This window comes from Janthinobacterium sp. BJB401 (assembly GCF_013372745.1).
Lineage (GTDB): Bacteria > Pseudomonadota > Gammaproteobacteria > Burkholderiales > Burkholderiaceae_D > Janthinobacterium > Janthinobacterium rivuli.
Genome location: NZ_JABXFH010000001.1, coordinates 262,518 through 281,595 on the forward strand (window position 1 = coordinate 262,518; position 19,078 = coordinate 281,595).

Consider the following 19,078-nt stretch of genomic DNA (forward strand, 5'->3'; position numbering starts at 1 on the left):
CAGAATCCGGGGTCGTACCCTGAGGGTACGACCCCAGCCTTTGCTCTTGGGGTGGCCGCATCCTGTAAAATTGCCCGATGGATAATATTACGCATTCGGTCATCGGCTTCGGGGTCGGCGAACTGGTACACCGCAGCCTGCCGCCCGAGCAGCAGCTACCCGCACAGCGCACCCGGCGTGCGCTGTTTCTGTTTTCGGCCTGGTTTGCCAGCAACGCGCCCGACCTGGACCTGGTGCTGACAAAACTGTTGCCGCGCCCCTTCGGCTACATGTTGCACCACCGTGGCCACACGCACACCTTGCTGCTGGCCTTGCCGCAGGCGCTGCTGTTGCTGGCCCTGCTGTGGCTGCTATGGCCCGGCGCGCGCCGTCTACTCAAGGAAAGCGTGCCCGCCCGCATCGGCCTGGCGGCCTGTCTGTTGCTGGGATTCTGCTTGCACATGAGCATGGATTTCCTCAATTCCTATGGCTTGCACCCGTTTTATCCATTTGACAGCCGCTGGCTGTATGGCGACATGGTCTTCATTGTCGAACCCATGTTCTGGGTACTGCTGGGCGTGCCCGTGATCATGTCCTTGCGCTACGGCATCGTCAAAAGCGTGCTGCTGGCGGGGCTGGCGGCGGCACTGTGTTTCTTCACCTATAAAACCTATCTGGCGCCCGCCTCGCTGGCCGTGCTGCTGGGGCTGGGCGCGATCCTGGCCGTGCTGCAAGGTCGGGCCGGCGAGCGGGGGCGCGGTCCGCTGCTGCTGGCTTTCGCGCTGGCCGCCACGTTTATCGGCACGCAGGGCGTGGCGTCGGCCCTCGGCCGTACGCGCATCGAGGCGGCCGTGCAGCGGCTCGATCCCGGCACGCGCGTGTGGGACGTGTCGATGACGGCGTTTCCCAGCAACCCGCTGTGCTGGATCTACGTCTCGCTCGACAGCAAGACGGACGTGTACACCTTGCGGCGCGGCACCCTGAGCTTGCTGCCCGCATCGCTGGCGCCCGCCGCCTGCCCGGCCGGCCTGGCCGAAACCAGCAAGCAGGGCCGGCAACTGGCGCCCGGCATTGCCGTGTCGGCCCAGGCGGCGGGTAGCCTGGCCGCCTTGCGTGCCTTGCAGGAAGACAATTGCTATGTCGACGCCTGGTTCCGCTTTGCCCGCATGCCCAGACTGAATGCGGACAAGCTGACGGACGTGCGTTTCAACCCCGGCATGCTGCCCAATTTCACCACCGTGGAACTGCAGCAGTTCCGCAACCGGCCGTGTCCCGCCTATGTGCCGGGCTGGGACCGCCCCCGCGCCGACATGCTGGCGCCGCCGAAATAGAGAGAGAGCGCGGAGATGTTGCTCTTGGGAAAAAATATCGCGTGTGCGCCTGTTTTGCCAAGGCCCAGCATGTAATAATTGCCAATTCGGCATGAATATCATTGAGTTAGGATTATTTTGGAAGAGCAACACGCCTTACCGTATTTGCGGGAAACCCTGCTGTTTCTCGCCCTGGCCGGGATTTTTATTCCGCTATTGCAACGCCTGAGAGTCAATCAGGTGCTCGGCTTCCTGGCCGTAGGCGCCCTGTTCGGCCCCTTCGGCTTCGGCCTGTGGGCCGGCGACTTCACGTGGCTGACGTATTTCTCGTTCGTACGTGCCGAGCAGGTAAGCGGCCTGGCCGAGCTGGGCGTGATGTTTTTGATGTTCATGATCGGCCTGGAACTGTCGACGGAACGGCTGTGGGCGCTGCGGCGCTGGGTATTCGGCGCGGGCGTGGGACAGGTGGCCGTCAGCGCCTGCCTGATCGGCGGCGTCGCGTATTACTTTGGCCTGTCGCTGGAAGCGTCCATCGTGCTGGGCCTGGTGCTGTCGCTGTCGTCCACGGCCGTGGTGATGCAGTTGCTGACCGACCAGCGCTCGCTGCAAACGCCGGCCGGCCAGGCGGGCTTTTCCATTTTGATGTTCCAGGATCTGATGGTGGTGCCGCTGTTCATCCTGATCGACGTCTTCGCCAGCGGGCGCAGCGACGACCTGGCGTATCTGCTCAGTTTTGCGGCCGTGAAGTCGGCCGGCGCCATCCTGCTCATCTATCTGCTGGGGCGCCGCGTGATACGCCCCCTGTTCCAGTTTTTCGTCAAGAAACGCCAGCCCGACGTGTTCATGGCGCTGACCCTGCTCAGCACCTTGGGCATCGCGGGCCTGACGTATCTGGCGGGCTTGTCGATGGCGCTGGGCGCCTTGCTGGCCGGCCTGCTGCTGGCGGAAACGGAATTTCGCCATGAAGTGGAAGTGACGATCGAACCGTTCAAGGGCTTGTTGATGGGCCTGTTCTTCATGTCCGTGGGCATGCAGATCGACGTGCGCGAAATCCTCAAGTCGCCCGTGTTGATTCCGTTGGCAGTGCTGAGCCTGTTTGCGGTGAAAACCCTGGTCATCAGCGTGATTTTCCGCATTGGCGGCTTTCACTGGGGACGCGCCGTGGAAACGGGCGTGCTGCTGGGGCAGGGCGGCGAGTTCGCCTTCATCGTCGTCGCGTATGCGCTCGGTACCAAGCTGATCGGCCCACAGGTGGCGCAGTTCGTCATGCTGGTGGTGGGCCTGAGTCTGTTCGCCACGCCGGCGCTGGCCAAGGCGGCGCGCGCGTTCGGCAACTGGTGGGAAAAGCGCCACCACCATCAGCTGGCCGACCTGGCGCACGGCGCGCCGCCGCCGCAGGGCAGCACCGTCATCATCGCCGGATTCGGCCGGGTGGGGCAATTGCTGGCCAAGGTGCTGACGGAGCAGGATATCGCCTACGTGGCGATTGAAAATGATGCGCGCCTGGTGACGACCCTGCATCCGCGCGGGTTCCCCGTGTATTTCGGCGATGCGTCGCGCGCGGAATTGTTGCAAAAAGTCAATGCCGACCGGGCCGCCGCCGTCGTGCTGACCATGGACCATGCGGCCTCCGTGCTGCACGCCGTGAAATCGATCCGCCGCGAATATCCGCAGCTGCCCGTGTATGCGCGGGCCCGTGACGAGGCGCATGCCGTGGCCCTGATACAGGCGGGCGCCACCCTGGTCGTGCCCGAGGCGCTGGAGTCCGCGCTGCAGCTGACGGCCACCGTGCTGCACACGGTGGGCCTGTCGGAAGCGCGCACGACGGACATCGTGCAAGCCGAGCGCGAGCGGCGCAATGCCGTGCTGCTGGCGAAGAAGCTGTCGTAGTGTTGTTGTCAGGCAATCGTGCGTGTCGCCGTGCTTTGTAAATTATCTATACAATAATAGTATATGAGCACACTATCCACATGAAAGCCGCGACGAAGAGCGGAGCGGCGCCCCTGACGCCGCAGCAGCTGGCGGCGCAGGAAACGCAGCAAAAATATGGCAAGCCCGAGCGGGGCTGGCGCGAGCAGGTGTACACCGTCATTTTCGAGGCGGAAACGCGCACGGGCCGCGCCTTCGATTTGCTGCTGATCGCCGCCATCCTGATCAGCGTGACGGTGGTTGTGCTCAGCAGTGTCGCCTCCGTGGCCGAGCGCTATGGCACCTGGCTGACGGCGCTCGAATGGTTTTTCACCATTTTATTTACCATCGAATATTTTGCCCGCCTGGCGTGCCTGCAGCATCCGGTACGCTATGCCAAGAGTTTCTTCGGCGTTATCGACTTGCTGGCCATCGTGCCGACCTACATCGGCTTGCTGCTGCCGGGCGCGCACGTGCTGATCGACGTGCGTATTTTGCGCCTGCTGCGCATGTTCCGTATCCTCAAGCTCACGTCGTATGTGCATGAATACACGGTGCTGGGGCGTGCCTTGCTGGCCAGCCGGCGCAAGATCCTCATTTTCTTGTCTTTTGTCATGATGGTGGTCTTTCTGTTGGGTACTGTGATGTACGTCGTGGAAGGGCCGGAGAACGGTTACAGCAGCATCCCCACGTCGATATACTGGGCCATCAGCACCATGACCACGGTGGGTTTCGGCGATATCACGCCGAAGACCGACATCGGGCGCACCATCGCTTCGCTGATGATGTTGCTCGGCTGGGGTATCCTGGCAGTGCCTACCGGCATTATCAGCGCGGAAATGACGGTACAGCGCAGTTCCAAGCTGGTCACCACGCGTACCTGCCCCACGTGCCTGAAAGAAGGGCTCGATGACGATGCCAATTTCTGCAAGAACTGCGGTGTCGATTTGCCGCCGCTGGCACGCGACTAACGCATCAACCGTTCATCAACCGTATTTACTTTACTTTTTTAAGGCCAACATGATTCCAGTTCGCCTGATCGCGACGGGCAAAGCCGTGCCGTCGCACAGCGTTACCTCCGCCAGCCTGGACCTGACACTGGGCCATCCGGCTGGCTATACCTTGCGCAAGAGCGGGGTGCTGTCGCGCTTTGTCGCCGCGCCCGATGAATCGCAAAGCCAGCTGGGCGCCGCCGCCCTGCTCGACGCGCTGAAGAATGCCAGCCTGCGTCCGGCCGACATCGACTTGCTGATCTGCGCCAACGGCGTGCCCGAGCAGGCGTTGCCGAACACGGCCTGCTTCGTGGCCGAACATGCGGGCTTGCCGCCAGGCACGCAAAGCTTCGACGTCAATGCCAGCTGCCTCAGCTTCATGGCTGCCTTCCGCGTGGCCGCGTCCATGCTGGCCGGCGGCGCCTACCGGCGCATCGCCATCGTCTCGTCCGACCTCGCCTCGCGCGGGGTTGACTGGAGCGAGCCGGAAGCGTCGATGATCTTCGGCGACGGCGCCGCCGCCGTCATCGTCGAGCGGGGCGACGGCAGCGCCGGCATCCGCGCCTACAAGATGGGCACGTATCCGGAAGGGCGGCGCTACTGCGAAATCCGTGGCGGCGGCACCGAGCGCAACCCGCGCAACGGCTGCGAACCGGGCGACTACCTGTTCCGCATGGATGGCAAGGCCGTGTTCCGCCTGGCCGTCAAGGTGATGCCGGATTTCCTCGCGGAACTAATGAAGGAATCGGGCGCGGGACTGGAAAAAGTCGACGTGGTCGTGCCGCACCAGGCCAGCCCGCTGGGCCTCGCGCATGCGGCGCGCATCCTCGACGTCCCCGATGCTAAAATCATCAAGATATTTGAAACGCACGGCAACCAGGTGGCCGCGTCCCTGCCCACCGCCCTGCACGAGGCGGTGATGACGGGGCGGGCCGTGGCAGGCCAGCGTTTGCTGATGATGGGCACGGCCGCGGGCCTGACCATCGGCGGCATGATACTTGACCTGTGAAGGTGGTGTGATGAGGCGGATACTGGTCACGGGAGCGACGGGCGGGCTGGGGCGCAATGCCGTGCGCACCCTGCTGGCGCAGGGCGTGGAAGTGCGCGCCACGGGCCGCAACGCCGCCGTCGGCCGCGAACTCGAACGCATGGGCGCGCAATTCGTGGCGCTCGACCTGGCGCAGGCATCGCCGCGCCAGGTCGATGAACTGGTGCGCGGCATGGACACGGTCTGGCACTGCGCCGCGCTGTCCTCGCCCTGGGGCGCCGAGCGCGACTTCATCGCCGCCAACGTCACGGCCACGGCGCAGCTGCTGCGCGCGGCCGCCAGCCTGCACGTGGCGCGCTTCGTGCACATCTCCACGCCAGCCATCTATTTCGATTACCGCAACCGTTACGAGGTGCCGGAAACCTTCCGCCCCGACGCTTTCGTCAACGCGTATGCGCGCAGCAAGGCGATGGCGGAAAAACTGGTGCAGGAGTGCGTCGACCGCCAGCGCGGCATGACGTGCGTGATCCTGCGCCCGCGCGCCATCTTCGGCCCGCATGACCAGGTGCTGATTCCGCGCCTGGCGCGGGTGCTGGAACAGCGCGGTGGCAAGCTGCCGCTGCCCAACGGCGGCGCGGCCAGCATCGACATCACTTATGTCGACAACGTCGTGCATGCGATGTGGCTGGCCACCGTGCACAAGACCATCGCATCCGGCGCCGCCTTCAACATCACGAATGGCGAACCGGCGCGCCTGTGCGACATTTTGCGCACCCTGTTCTGCGACCATCTGCAGCAGCCGTTCGAAATCGTCAGCGTGCCGTACCGCGTGCTGGCGGTGGTCGCCCGCCTGATGCAGTTCGCCTCGCGCTTTACCCGCCGCGAACCATCGCTCACGCCCTACAGCATCGGCGCGCTCAGTTTCGACATGACGCTCGATAACGCCAAGGCGCGCAAGGTGCTCGGCTACCGTCCCATCGTCAGCCTGCAGGACGGCATCGCCCGCACGGCGCAGTGGATGCGCCAGGAAGCGGCGGCGCACAAGGTGGGCAAGGAGCGCAATGGCTAGGATCACCGCGTTTCGCGTCGGCCACTGCACCCATCCGTCCTGCATGGTCTTGAAAGGCAGCGGGCTGGCCAGCCGCTGCTTCCCCTCGCGCGCCTACCTGATCGAGACGCGCGCGGGCCTGTACCTGTGGGACACCGGTTACGCCGAGCACTTCCGCGCCGCCACGTCGAAAGGCGTGTACCGCCTGTATGCGTGGGTGACGCCGATTTTCTTCGACGAGAACGAGTCGCTGCAGGGCCAGCTGCGCGCGCATGGCGTGTCGCCCGGCGACATCCACACCCTGCTGCTGTCGCACTTCCATGCCGACCATATCGCGGGCATGCGCGATTTTCCCGGCGCGCGGCTGATGGCGTCCAAAACGGGCTGGGATGCGGTGCGGGGACTGTCCGGCGTGGCCGCCGTGCGCCAGGCCTTCGTGCCCGAGCTGCTGCCGAACGATATTGCGGACCGCCTCGATTTCGTGGAAAGCGTGCCCGAAACGGCCCTGCCGTCGGCGCTGCTGCCATTCACGCACGGGCGCGACGTCAGCGGCACGGGCGAGATCTACATCGTCGACTTGCCCGGCCACGCCATCGGCCATCTGGGCGCCTTCGTGCTGCAGGAGGGCGGCTGGACCCTGCTGGCGTCGGACGCGGCCTGGGTGCCGGAAAGCTTCCAGCAGCTGCGCGGCCCCTCGGAACTGTCGTTCATCATCCAGCACAAGCGCGCGCCGTACTACGCCACCCTGAATCGCCTGCACCAGTTGCACCAGTCGGGCAATGCGCAGATCCGCATCACGCATGAAGACACGCTCGACTATATCGCCGTGGCGGGCCGCCCGTGAAGCGTATTGTCTGGCTCTTGCTGTCGTACTGGCGCACGCGCCGCCTGCGTTTTACGGACCGCGCGCAGCTCGATGCCTACCAGCAGCGGCAGCTGGCCCGTTTCATCGAGGTGCTGTGCGCGCGCAGCCGCTATTTCGCTCCCTATCGCGCGCTGCCGCTGGCGCAGTGGCCGACGATGAACAAGGCGCTGATGCTCGAGCATTTCGACGCCATGAACACGCAAGGGGTGACTTTGGCGCAGGCGATGGACGCGGCCATGGCGGCCGAGCATAGCCGCGACTTCACGCCGGCCGTCGGCGACATCACGGTGGGGCTGTCGTCGGGCACCTCGTCGCGGCGTGCCGTGTTTACCGTCAGCCCGCGCGAAAAGGCGCAATGGGCGGGCGTGATGCTGGCCAAGGCGCTGCCCGACGGCCTGTTTTCCGGCGAGCGGGTCGCGCTGTTCCTGCGCGCAAACAGCAATCTGTACACGGCCGTGCGCTCGCCGTGGCTGACCTTTGCGTTTTACGATCTGTTCGAACCGTTCGATGCGCTGTGCGCGCGGCTGGCGCAATACCGGCCATCCGTCATCGTCGCGCCAGCCCAGGTGCTGCGTCAGCTGGCCTTGCGCGTCATCGACGGCAGCCTGGCGCTGGCGCCGAAAAAAGTCATCTCGGTGGCTGAAGTGCTGGAAGCGCAGGATCGGGCCCTGATCGTGCAGGCGTTTGGCACCGTGCATGAAATCTACCAGGCCACCGAGGGTTTCCTCGCCAGCAGCTGCGAGCACGGCGTGCTGCATTTGAACGAAGAATACGTGCACATCGAGCCGCAGTGGCTCGACGCTGAAGAACGCCGTTTTGTGCCTGTGATTACCGACTTTACGCGCATCACGCAGCCCATCGTGCGCTACCGCCTGGACGACATCCTGATCGCGCGCGCCACGCCATGCCCGTGCGGCCGCGCCACGCGCGCCATCGATGGCATCGAAGGGCGCTGCGACGATATGCTGCTGCTTCCCTCTGCACGCGGCGGCGCCCCCGTCGCCGTGTTTGCCGACGTGCTGACGCGCGCGTTTGCGCAAGCCTTGCCGGCGGACGCCGATTACCGCCTGGTGCAATCGGGCGAAGCGGCCTTGCAACTGCATGCGGCGCTCGACGATGCCGGCCTGGCCGCCCTGCGCGCGCACCTGGCAACGGTGCTGCGCGGCCTGGGCGTGGCTGTCGATAGCCTCGCCTGGACGACGAGCCGCGAACTGCCTCCCTTTGACCCCACCATGAAACGGCGCCGCATCCGGCGTCTTGCCACCGCATGAATCCTTCTTCCATGACCGTACGCAGCCGCCTGCTGCATTTGCTGGCCGGCTGGGGCAGCGTCGGCCTCGTGTATTTTTCCAGCGACTTGCTGCAAGGGCAGGGGGTACTGCTGCCCGAGACGGCCATCGACCGCGCCATCCCCTACAGCGACTCTGCCATCTGGCTGTACCTGTCCTTCTTTATCCTGATCCCGTACGCCTACCTGGCGGCCGATGCGGCCCGCGTGCGCTGGCTGGCACGCGCCATGGCGCTCTCCGCGCTGGCGTGCGGCGTGGTCTTCCTGCTGTATCCGACCACGCTCGCGTATCCGCCCGTGGGTGACGGGAATGCCTGGAGCACGCAGGCGCTGCGCATGTTGCAGGCGGCGGACTCCACGCAAAACTGCCTGCCGTCGCTGCATGGCGCCCTGACCTTGCTGTGCGTGTGGGCCTTGTGCGACAAACGCCAGCTGCTGCGCTCTGCGCTGTCCCTGGTGCTGGGCGTGGCCATCTGCTACGCCATCATCGCGCTGCGCCGGCACGTGAGCATCGACCTGGCCGCCGGCCTGGCTGTTGGCATCGCTGGCGGCATGCTGGCGAAAATGCAGGTATCCTTGGCTGCCCGCCGCGCCGTTTCCATCAAAACCGCACCATGATGAATCCATTTGCCCTGTCGTTCCTGATCATGCTGGCCTTCGTGCTGGCCGAATTGCTGATCCTCAAATGGGTACGCAAGACCCCCGTGCCGTGGAAGGACGTGATCTTCAACCTCAATTCCGGCCATATCCTGATGTGGGTGTTTCGCGGCGTGGAAGTGGCGGCCTTCGCCCTGCTGCTGCGCCATGTGAACCTGCATATCGTCGACCAGTGGCCCGTGGCGGCGCAATGGGTGTTCGCTTTTTTTGCCTGGGACCTGTGCTTTTACTGGATGCACCGGCTGCACCACAAGATTCCTTTGCTGTGGGCCGTGCACGTCGTGCACCACCAGGGCGAGCATTTCAACCTGTCGCTGGGCGTGCGCAATTCCTGGTATTCCTCGCTGACGAATTTCCCCTTCATCGCCATCCTGGCCGTGCTGGGCGTGCCGCTGGAAATCTTCCTCGTCGTCTCGTCCTTGCATTACACGGTACAGCTCTACAACCACAATGCGCTGGTGAACAAGTCCGGCATCCTCGATCGTTTCATGATCACGCCCTCGCACCACCGCGTGCACCACGGCACCGACAAACGCTACATCAATCGCAATTTTGGCGGCACCCTGCTGCTGTGGGACCGGCTGTTCGGCAGCTTCCAGCCCGAACTCGATGGCGTGGAAATGCGCTACGGCGTGAAGGGCATGACGCCCACGCACAACCCGCTCTTGGCCAGCAATGGCAAATTATTTACCTGGCTGCGCGCGCGCTTTCCCCACTGGCAGTCGCGCGGTACTTTCCACGTGCCCGAGCTGTTCATCGGCATCGGCGGCGTGATTTTGTTTGGCCTGGTGATCTACTACGTCAACCACGAAGCGGTGCTGGCTGGCGCGCAGCAGGCCATCCTGTTCGCGCTGATCTTCGGCGGCACCCTGGCGCTGGGCGGCTTGTCGGATGCGCGCCGCTGGGGCGCCATCGCCTGGGTGGCCATCGCCCTGGCCATGCCGGCCCTGTATCTGGGCTGGTATGGCGCACGCGATGCGTGGGGCATGGTATTTTTGGCCGCGCTACTGGCGCATGGCCTCGATGGCGCGCGCCGCCTGTGGTGGCCGGCGGCAGCGGGGACGCGCGCGTGACGCCGCCTGTGCCTTCCTTGCCGCCGCTGCGCTTCCAGCCCGCCCGCGATTCCGCCTTCCGCCGCGAATTGCGCGCGCGCGCCGACGCCTATCTGGCGGACGAAGGAAAACACCGCTTCGGCGATGCGCGCCTGCATGCGAAAACCGTGTTCCTGGCCGCGCTGACGGTGGGACTGTATGCGCTGGCCTTGAGCGCCGGCAGCACCTGGCCGTTTGTCGCCAGCTATGTCGCTTGCCTGGTCGCGGCCATGGCGCTGGCCATGAATACCCTGCACGATGCGGCCCACAGCGCCGTCTTCCGCCAGGGACGCTGGAACCGCATCCTGATCCGCCTGGTGGGCTTGCCCGTGGGCGTGGATACGGATTTCTGGACCATCCGCCACGTGCACTTCCATCATACGTATGCCAACGTGGAAGGCTATGACCTGGACACGGAACCCAATCCCTTCCTGCGCCAGACGCCGTTCCAACGCTGGTCGCCGCAATACCGCTACCAGTATCTGTATTGGCCCGTGGTGGCGGCCCTGTCGCTGCCGTATCTGAACTGGTATGGCGACTGGCTGGACCGCTTCGGCAAGACGCCCGTGGCCGCGCACAGCCGGCTGCAGGGCTGGCGCGGATGGCTGTCGTTCCTCGGCTGGAAGTTGGGTCACGTGGCGCTGGTGCTGGCGCTGCCCATGTGGGTGCTGCAGCAGCACGGCATCGGCTGGAACGTGGTGCTGGGCGCGTATTTCGTGGGGCAGATGATCGCCTCGTGCGCGCTGGTGGCGCTGATCCTCGGCACCCATTGGGCCGAAGTGGAGTTTTTCCAGCCTGGCCAGGATGGCACCCTGCCGCACGACTGGTACCAGCATACGTTTTACACGGCCTGCGACTGGACGCCGCGACCGCGCGCGCTGCGCTGGCTCGGCTACTGGCTGGGCGGCCTGAATCTGCACCTGACGCACCACCTGTTCCCCACCTGGAACCACCGCCACTACCCTGCGCTGGCGCGCATCCTGGCCGAACTGGCGCCCCGTCACGGTCTCGTCTACCGCGAACTCGGTTATGGCCAGCTGCACGCCTCGCAGCAGCAATTCCTGCGCGCCATGGGCCAGCCGCCCGATCACGCCTGACGAATCGTGCTTGACGCGGTTTTCCTTCTGTCTTACATTTCTGTAACGACAGAAATAAGAGAAAATCATGGAGCTGAGTCCGACCACGCAAAAGTACATTCTCCATTGGGGGGAAATGGGCACCCGCTGGGGCGTCAACCGCACCGTGGCGCAAATCCACGCGTTGCTGTTCCTGGCGAATGAACCGCTGACGGCGGAAGACATCGCGGCCAGCCTGAACGTGGCCAGGTCCAACGTCAGCAACAGCCTGAAGGAATTGCAAAGCTGGGGCCTGGTCCGCATCACGCACGTTTTGAAAGACCGGCGCGACCACTTCGTCGCCCTGCAGGATGTGTGGGAAATCTTCCGCGTCATCATGGAAGAGCGCAAGCGGCGCGAGATCGATCCCACCCTGACGGTGCTGCGTGAATGCGCGATCGAGGGCGAGCACGATGCGGCCATTCCACCGGCGACGCTCGAGCGCATGGGCGAAGTGCTGGCGTTTTTGGAAATGCTCAGCAGCACCTATAGCGACTACAAGAATTTGCCGCCAGCGACCTTGCAGCGCATGCTGTCGATGGGGGGCAAGGTGGCCAAGTTCCTCAGCCCGGAAGACAAACCTGGCAAGCGCGCAAAATCATGAGCGGCCCCTCGGAAGGAGAACTGTTCAAAAAGGTCATGGGCGAGCAATGGCTTACCCTGCACCCGGACATCCGCCGCCGCTTCGAGAAAAATCCCGCGCCGGGCCAGCCTTTGTACTACCGGGGTGAGCTCAGTGAACTTAGCAGCTCGCGCCTGGGGAAGTTCCTCGGCTGGCTCACGCGCCCCTTCATCGATGGCGCCCTGATTCCGTATGACGACGCGGATTTCCCCGTCGATATCGAAGTCTATTCGCGCCCCGGCTGCCCCTTCATCTTCAAGCAGCGCACCTACCGCCTGCATGGCCGCGCGCCGATCCGCTTCACCTCCTACATGGCCGAAAGCGCAAAGGGTGAAGTGCTTGAATACGTGGGCATGGGCCTGGGCATGAAGCTGCTGCTGCACGTGGAAGACGGCAACCTGCACTTCACCAGCGATGGCTATTTTCTCGATCTTTTCGGCTGGCGCATGCCGCTGCCCGGCGTACTCACGCCCGGCAAGACCTATCTGTGCCACCGCAACGAGACGCCGCAGCAGTTCAACATCCGCATCGAGATTCGCCACGCCCTGTTCGGCACCACGTTTACGCAGGCGGGCGTGTTCCGCGAATCCGCCGCACCGGAAAAGGAGACACCATGAATACGCATTTGCTGGCCCTGCAACTGATGGCGGCGCAAGGCTGCCTGGGCGCCTTCGACACCATCTACCACCATGAAATCACGGAAGCGCTGCCGCAAAAGGCGTCGGCGCGCCTGGAGCTGACCATCCATGCCACGCGCGCCCTGATCTACAGCCTGCTGTTCGTCGGCCTGGCGGCCTGGGAGTGGCATGGCGCCTGGGCCTGGGTGCTGGTCATCGTCTTTGGCGTGGAAATCGTATTGACCCTGTGGGACTTCGTCGTGGAAGACCAGACCCGCCTCTTGCCCGCCACGGAGCGGGTCACGCACACGGTGCTGGCGATTAACGCGGGCGCCTTCATCGCCCTGCTGGCCCTGAACAGCAGCGAATGGGCCAGCTTGCCGACGGCGCTCGTGTGGCAGCCGTATGGCTGGCTCAGCGTCTTCCTCGCCCTGTGCGGCGTGGGCGTGGGCTTGTCCGGCCTGCGCGACGCGTATGCCGTGTGGCAGCTGGGACGGCGCAAGGTACAGGAGAGCGCAGAGCAAGAGGAACACCTGCACTTTGCCAGCACACCGCAGTCCGTGCTGGTGACGGGCGCCACGGGCTTCATCGGCCAGCAGTTGGTCAGCGCCTTGCTGGCCGACGGCCATGCGGTGACGGTGCTGACGCGCCAGCCGAAACAGGCCGCGTGGACGTTCGACGGCCAGGTGCATTGCATCCAGTCGTTCGACGAATTAGCGGATGCGCAGCGCATCGACATGGTGGTCAACCTGGCCGGTGCGCGCATCGTCGGGCATCGATGGACGGACGCGCGCAAGGCGGCCTTGCGCCGCAGTCGCGTCGCGCTGACGCAGGAACTGGTGGCGTGGATCGCCCGCGCGCAGCACAAGCCACGGGTGCTGCTGTCGGCATCGGCCATCGGTTACTACGGCGTGCAGCCGCAGGGCGATCCGACGGAATTGACGGAAGACAGCGCGCCGCAAGCCATCTTCATGTCCCAGCTGTGCCAGGAGTGGGAAGCGGCCGCGCGCCAGGCGGAGAAATTTGGCGTGCAGGTGGGCTGCATGCGCTTTGGCCTCGTCTTCGGTCATCAGGGTTCGCTGCCGCAGATGCTGCTGCCGATACGCTTCGGCGTGGGCGGCCCGCTGGGCAGCGGCAAGCAGTGGGTCACGTGGGTGCATGTGCGCGACGTCATCCGCGGCATCGCCCATCTGGCGCGCCGCAGCGAAGAGCAGGCAGTGGGCGGCGCGTATAACTTCTGCGCGCCGGAAGCCATCGCGCAGCGCCGCTTCGCCCAGGTGGCGGGCGCCGTGCTGCATCGCCCCAGCGTCATGCCCACGCCGGCCTTCCTCATGCGCACTTTGCTGGGCGAGCAGGCCGATTTGCTGGTGGAAGGCCAAAGGGTCGCACCGCGCCGTTTGCTGGCCGACGGCTTCGCCTTCCGCTATCCGCAGCTGGAAGGGGCGCTGCGCAGCCTGTAGCCTGGCGTAGAATGGGCCATTGGGATGCCTTGGAGCACAATCTATGACCCGCTTCAGCCATACGATAGACAGCCATGTTTACCAGTTCGCCAGCCTGAAAGAGCTGCTGGCGAAGGCCTCGCCGCCCCGTTCGGGCGACGTGCTGGCCGGCGTGTCGGCATCGAACGCGCGCGAGCGGGTGGCGGCGCAGCTGGCGCTGGCCGACGTACCGCTGTCATTGTTCCTCAGCGAGGCGCTGGTACCGTACGAAGAGGATGAAGTCACGCGCCTGATCATCGACAGCCACGAGCGTGCCGCCTTTGCTCCCATCGCGCACTTTTGCGTGGGCGACTTCCGCGACTGGCTGCTCGATGACGCGACGGATACGCCAACGCTGGCGCGCGTCGCCGCCGGCATCACGCCGGAAATGGCGGCCGCCGTCTCGAAAATCATGCGCCTGCAGGACCTGGTGCTGGTGGCCCGCAAGTGCCGGGTCGTCACGGCCTTTCGCAATACCCTGGGCCTGGAAAACCGTCTGTCCACGCGGCTGCAGCCGAACCACCCGACGGACGACGCCACGGGGATTGCCGCCTCCATCCTCGATGGCCTGCTGCTGGGCAGCGGCGACGCCGTGATCGGCATCAATCCGGCCACCGACAATGTGGCGCAGGTGGTGTCGCTGCTGCACCTGCTCGACGCCGTCATCGATCAATACCAAATTCCCACCCAGTCCTGCGTGCTCACGCACATCACCAATACCATCGAGGCGATCCGCCGCGGCGCGCCCGCCGACCTCGTGTTCCAGTCGGTGGCGGGCACGCAGGCGGCCAACCGCAGCTTTGGCATCGACTTGTCCCTGCTGGCCGAGGGCCAGGCGGCGGCCCTGTCGCTGGGGCGCGGCACGGTGGGCAACAACGTCATGTATTTCGAGACGGGCCAGGGCAGCGCGCTGTCGGCCGGCGCCCACCACGGCATGGACCAGCAGACGTGCGAGGCGCGCGCGTATGCGGTGGCGCGCGCGTATCAGCCGCTGCTGGTCAATTCCGTCGTCGGTTTCATCGGCCCCGAATACCTGTACGACGGCAAGCAGATCATGCGCGCGGGGCTGGAAGACCATTTCTGCGCCAAGCTGCTTGGGCTGCCCATGGGCTGCGACGTGTGCTACACCAACCATGCGGAAGCGGATCAAGATGATATGGACGCCTTGCTGACCATGCTGGGCGTGGCCGGCTGCAATTTCATCATGGGCGTGCCGGGCGCGGATGACATCATGCTCGGCTACCAGAGCACTTCGTTCCACGACGCCCTGTATGCGCGCCGGGTGCTGGGCTTGCGCCCTGCGCCGGAATTCGAAGCCTGGCTGGCGCGCATGCGGATCACGGATGCGCAGGGCCGCTTGAGCGAAGCGCTGGCGCCGGCCTTTCAGGCGGCCCTGCTGCGCCTGGACGACTAGGAGGACGCATGGACGAGAAAACCCCGTGGCAGGCCCTGCGCGCGCATACGGCGGCGCGCATTGCGTTGGGACTGTGCGGCGTCAGCGTGCCGACCAAGGCGCAGCTGGCCTTCCAGCTGGCCCACGCGCAGGCGCGCGACGCCGTGCACCTGGCGCTCGATGGCGACGCTCTGGCGCGCGTCCTGGCCGCGCAGGGGCAAGGCTGCGTGCAGCTGCACAGCGCGGCCGCCACGCGCGCCGAGTATCTGCAACGGCCCGACCTGGGGCGCCGCCTCGACGACGCTTCACGCGCGCGGCTGGCCGGAGGTAGCAAGGGAATCGACCTGGCACTGGTGGCGGCCGACGGCCTGTCGGCGCTGGCCGTGCAGCGTCACGCGGCGCCGTTCCTGGCCGCCCTGCGCGAACGGCTGGCGCTGGAAGCGTGGACGCTGTCGCCGCTGCACATCGTGGCGCAGGGACGAGTGGCCGTCGGTGACGAGGTGGGTGAGTTATTGCAGGCGCGCGCCGTGCTGGTGCTGATCGGCGAGCGACCGGGCTTGAGTTCTCCGGACAGCCTGGGCCTGTACCTGACGTGGGCGCCCAAGGTGGGACTGTTGGACGAGCGCCGCAACTGCATTTCGAACGTGCGCCCCGAGGGGCTGGCGTATGCGCAGGCGGCGTACCGGCTGCATTATCTGCTGTCGCAGGCCTTTACCAGGCAGCTGTCGGGCGTGGCATTGAAGGATGAAACGGTGGAAGAGGGCGCGGCCCTGGCGGGCGCGCGCAACTTCCTGCTGGAGTGATCGGTGGTGATCAGACTTCGCGGATTTCGTCCAGCGGCCAGCGCGGGCGCACGTTGAACGAGTAATCGTGCTTGGCGGCGTCGGGATTGATTTGCAGGCGCATGGCGCCGGCAAAGGCGATCATGGCGCCGTTGTCGGTACAGAATTCCAGCTCCGGGTAATACACTTTAAAACGCTTCTTGGCGGCCGCCGCGTTGAGCGAGGCGCGCAATTGCGCATTGGCGCCCACGCCGCCGGCGATCACCAGGCGTTTCAAGCCCGTGTGCTTGAGGGCCGCCACGCATTTGGCCGTCAGTACGTCGACGATGGCGTCGACGAAGCCGCGCGCGATATTCGCCTTGTCCTGCTCGCAGATGTTCGCGATGACTTTTTCTTCATGGTTTTTCACCACCGTCAGCACGGCCGTCTTCAGGCCGGAAAAGCTGAAGTTGAAATCCTTCGAGTGCAGCATCGGGCGTGGCAGTTTATACGCCAGCGGGTCGCCGAATTCGGCCAGGCGCGAAATGGCGGGGCCGCCCGGATAACCGAGGCCCAGCAGCTTGGCCGACTTGTCGAACGCTTCGCCGGCCGCATCATCGAGCGTTTCGCCCAGCATCGTGTACTGGCCCACGCCATCGACGCGCATCAGCTGCGTGTGGCCACCCGATACCAGCAGGGCGATGAAGGGAAATTCCGGCGGTTCGGATGCCAGCAATGGCGACAGCAGATGGCCTTCCAGGTGATGGATGCCCAGCACCGGCTTGTTAATCGCCAGGCCCAGGCTACAGGCAACGGAGGAACCGACCAGCAGCGCGCCGGCAAGTCCCGGACCCTGCGTGTAGGCGATGGCGTCGATTTCGGGCAGGGTGATGCCGGCCTTGGTCAGGGTTTCTTCCAGCAGCGGGATGGCGCGGCGGATATGGTCGCGCGACGCCAGTTCCGGCACCACGCCGCCATATTGCTCGTGCATGGCGACTTGCGAATAGAGGGCGTGCGACAGCAGGCCGCGTTGCGTGTCGTACAAGGCCAGGCCGGTTTCGTCACAGGAGGATTCGACGCCAAGAACAATCATGAAGGTGCTAAATAGGGAGGAGTAATCCGCCATTGTAAAGGAAAGCCGGCCAGTCCACCGTGCTGCCGGCGCACCATTTCGGCGGCAGTGTGCACTTGCGCAGTGCGGCGCGGGCCGGTTTTGCCCGGGATTCTGGCTGCTTTGCGCCTGTGCGGCACTGGCATCGCTCTTGCTTAGGCAAGCGTGTGCCTTTTTCAAGGAGCTAGCAATGCCGGAACAATGGAAAATGATTTGCCGCCTGAAGGACATGCCGCTGGCGGGCGCGCGCATGGTGCAGCGGGGACTGGCGTGGCAGGACTTGCCGGGCGTGGCGCTGTTTCGCGCGGCTGACGACACGGTGTACGCGCTGCTCGACACGGTGCCTTGCCTGGGCGGCCCGCTGGCGCATGGGGTGCTGATGGAGAAAAACCTGATGGGGCCGAAGAACAGCTGGATCATCGAGCTCGATTCGGGCCGCCTGGTGGCGCCCGTGCAGGGCATGGCGCGCCTGTACGCCGTGCGCATCCTGGACGGGCGTATCTACCTGGACGTCAATGAACTCAATATCCCGGCCAGCAAGGCGGAACAGGCGCTGGCGGGATCGTTCGCCGTGCTGCCGCATGTGCAGATGGCGTGATATGCCTCGTGGTGGTGTCGGCTTACGCGCTGCGCGCTAAGCCGACCTACGCCCGGCCGGGTAGGTCGGATTAGGCCCACAGGGCCGTAATCCGACAACATTGTTGGCCGTGTATTTACGCCGGGCGATTGACCAAATGCGCATGCGCATCGCGCAGCATGGTGGCCGTCGTGTCCCAGTCGATGCAGCCGTCGGTGACGGAGCAGCCGTAGGTCAGTTGCGACAGGTCTTGCGGGATTTTCTGGTTGCCGCCGATGATGTTCGATTCGATCATCACGCCCACCAGCGAGCGGTTGCCCTGGCGGATCTGGTTGACCACGTCGGCCATCACCAGCGGTTGCAGTTCCGGCTTTTTATAGCTGTTCGCGTGCGAGCAGTCGACCACCAGGTTGGCCGGCAGCTTGGCCTTGGCCAGTGCCTGTTCGGCGATGGCGATCGAGACCGAATCGTAGTTCGGGCGGCCATCGCCGCCGCGCAGCACGACGTGGCCATACGCGTTGCCGCGCGTGCGCACGATGGCGACGTTGCCTTCGCCGTTAATGCCCAGGAAGGAGTGCGGGTGCGCCGACGACAAAATCGCGTTCACCGCGATGCTGATGTCGCCATCGGTGCCGTTCTTGAAGCCGACCGGGGTCGACAGGCCGGACGACATTTCGCGGTGCGTCTGCGATTCTGTCGTGCGCGCGCCGATGGCGGTCCAGGCGATCAGGTCGCCCAGGTATTGCGGCGAGATCGGGTCCAGCGCTTCGGTGGCCGTGGGCAGGCCCAGTTCGCACACGTCGAGCAGGAACTGGCGCGCCTTTTCCATGCCTTCGTTGACCTTGAACGAATCGTCCATGTACGGGTCGTTGATATAGCCTTTCCAGCCCGTGGTGGTACGCGGTTTTTCGAAATACACGCGCATCACCAGCAGCATCGTATCCTTGACTTCCTCTTGCAGCGCTTTCAGACGGCGCGCGTAATCGAGGCCGGCGACGGGGTCGTGGATCGAGCACGGACCGACGACGACGAACAGGCGCTGGTCCTTGCGGTCGATGATGTTGCGCAGCGCTTCGCGGCCGCGGCTGACGGTGTCAAAGGCGCTTTCCGACAGGGGCAGCCTGGCGTGCAGTTCGGCCGGTGTCGGCATGGGCGCGAAAGAGGTGACGTTGATATTTTCGATGTCTGGCGTATTCATGATTCTGGCTCGGCTTTCGCTATTGCGTTCTTAAGAGACAATAGTGTAGCGGAAATGCGGCCTGGCGGCGGGGATGGGAG

Annotated in this window: 18 protein-coding genes; 16 read left to right on the forward strand and 2 right to left on the reverse strand. The window is 64.9% G+C overall.

Going from position 1 to position 19,078, the window contains the following annotated elements; all coding sequences use genetic code 11:
• The first annotated feature begins 77 nt into the window (after positions 1-77).
• The 15 genes from HWE17_RS01175 to eutC all read left to right on the forward strand — a co-directional run bounded on the left by HWE17_RS01175 (position 78) and on the right by eutC (position 16,154).
• Entirely contained in the window at positions 78-1,310 is a 1,233-nt protein-coding gene (locus HWE17_RS01175) for a metal-dependent hydrolase (RefSeq protein WP_176387485.1), read from the forward strand.
• Positions 1,311-1,427: 117 nt separating this feature from the next.
• A complete protein-coding gene (locus HWE17_RS01180; protein WP_099401512.1) occupies positions 1,428-3,179 on the forward strand; it encodes a cation:proton antiporter in 1,752 nt (583 codons plus the stop codon).
• Between the two features lie 80 nt (positions 3,180-3,259).
• Entirely contained in the window at positions 3,260-4,168 is a 909-nt protein-coding gene (locus HWE17_RS01185; RefSeq protein ID WP_099401511.1) for an ion transporter, read from the forward strand.
• Between the two features lie 49 nt (positions 4,169-4,217).
• Positions 4,218-5,198 (forward strand): 3-oxoacyl-[acyl-carrier-protein] synthase III C-terminal domain-containing protein, encoded by a 981-nt coding sequence (locus tag HWE17_RS01190; protein ID WP_099401510.1) that lies wholly within the window; start codon positions 4,218-4,220, stop codon positions 5,196-5,198.
• A 10-nt stretch (positions 5,199-5,208) separates the two neighbouring features.
• Complete coding sequence (locus HWE17_RS01195; RefSeq protein WP_176387487.1) at positions 5,209-6,246, forward strand: NAD(P)-dependent oxidoreductase; 1,038 nt, start codon at positions 5,209-5,211, stop codon at positions 6,244-6,246.
• A complete protein-coding gene (locus HWE17_RS01200) occupies positions 6,239-7,069 on the forward strand; it encodes an MBL fold metallo-hydrolase (RefSeq protein WP_176387488.1) in 831 nt (276 codons plus the stop codon). The genes HWE17_RS01195 and HWE17_RS01200 overlap by 8 nt, the downstream gene beginning before the upstream one ends.
• Positions 7,066-8,361, forward strand: a complete 1,296-nt coding sequence (locus HWE17_RS01205; RefSeq protein WP_176387489.1) for a F390 synthetase-related protein — start codon at positions 7,066-7,068, stop codon at positions 8,359-8,361. The genes HWE17_RS01200 and HWE17_RS01205 overlap by 4 nt, the downstream gene beginning before the upstream one ends.
• Positions 8,362-8,372: 11 nt before the next feature.
• Entirely contained in the window at positions 8,373-8,996 is a 624-nt protein-coding gene (locus HWE17_RS01210; RefSeq protein ID WP_255206072.1) for a phosphatase PAP2 family protein, read from the forward strand.
• Complete coding sequence (locus HWE17_RS01215; protein WP_099401505.1) at positions 8,993-10,108, forward strand: sterol desaturase family protein; 1,116 nt, start codon at positions 8,993-8,995, stop codon at positions 10,106-10,108. The genes HWE17_RS01210 and HWE17_RS01215 overlap by 4 nt, the downstream gene beginning before the upstream one ends.
• On the forward strand, positions 10,105-11,223 hold the full coding sequence (locus HWE17_RS01220) for a fatty acid desaturase (RefSeq protein ID WP_369681697.1): 1,119 nt from the start codon (positions 10,105-10,107) through the stop codon (positions 11,221-11,223). The genes HWE17_RS01215 and HWE17_RS01220 overlap by 4 nt, the downstream gene beginning before the upstream one ends.
• Positions 11,224-11,290: 67 nt before the next feature.
• A complete protein-coding gene (locus tag HWE17_RS01225) occupies positions 11,291-11,845 on the forward strand; it encodes a GbsR/MarR family transcriptional regulator (protein WP_099401503.1) in 555 nt (184 codons plus the stop codon).
• Complete coding sequence (locus tag HWE17_RS01230; protein ID WP_176387490.1) at positions 11,842-12,480, forward strand: DUF4166 domain-containing protein; 639 nt, start codon at positions 11,842-11,844, stop codon at positions 12,478-12,480. The genes HWE17_RS01225 and HWE17_RS01230 overlap by 4 nt, the downstream gene beginning before the upstream one ends.
• Positions 12,477-13,940: a TIGR01777 family oxidoreductase gene (locus tag HWE17_RS01235; RefSeq protein WP_176387491.1), complete on the forward strand. Its 1,464-nt coding sequence runs from the start codon at positions 12,477-12,479 to the stop codon at positions 13,938-13,940. Before HWE17_RS01230 ends, HWE17_RS01235 begins: the two co-directional genes overlap by 4 nt.
• Before the next feature lie 43 nt (positions 13,941-13,983).
• The gene (locus HWE17_RS01240) at positions 13,984-15,372 is read left to right on the forward strand and encodes an ethanolamine ammonia-lyase subunit EutB (protein WP_176387492.1); all 1,389 of its coding nucleotides are present in this window, start codon (positions 13,984-13,986) and stop codon (positions 15,370-15,372) included.
• A gap of 8 nt (positions 15,373-15,380) precedes the next feature.
• Positions 15,381-16,154 carry an ethanolamine ammonia-lyase subunit EutC gene (gene eutC, locus HWE17_RS01245; RefSeq protein ID WP_099401500.1) on the forward strand — a complete coding sequence of 258 codons (774 nt, stop codon included), beginning with the start codon at positions 15,381-15,383 and terminating at the stop codon, positions 16,152-16,154.
• Between the two features lie 10 nt (positions 16,155-16,164).
• Here the strand turns inward: eutC and tsaD are convergent, their stop codons facing one another.
• Entirely contained in the window at positions 16,165-17,205 is a 1,041-nt protein-coding gene (gene tsaD, locus HWE17_RS01250) for a tRNA (adenosine(37)-N6)-threonylcarbamoyltransferase complex transferase subunit TsaD (protein WP_035821911.1), read from the reverse strand.
• A gap of 208 nt (positions 17,206-17,413) precedes the next feature.
• On the opposite strand from tsaD, the gene HWE17_RS01255 reads away from it, so the two are divergent.
• A complete protein-coding gene (locus HWE17_RS01255) occupies positions 17,414-17,821 on the forward strand; it encodes a nitrite reductase (NAD(P)H) small subunit (protein ID WP_099401499.1) in 408 nt (135 codons plus the stop codon).
• Between the two features lie 115 nt (positions 17,822-17,936).
• On the opposite strand, the gene HWE17_RS01260 is transcribed toward HWE17_RS01255, so the two are convergent.
• Positions 17,937-18,998, reverse strand: a complete 1,062-nt coding sequence (locus HWE17_RS01260) for a 3-deoxy-7-phosphoheptulonate synthase (protein WP_099401498.1) — start codon at positions 18,996-18,998, stop codon at positions 17,937-17,939.
• Positions 18,999-19,078: the final 80 nt, after the last annotated feature.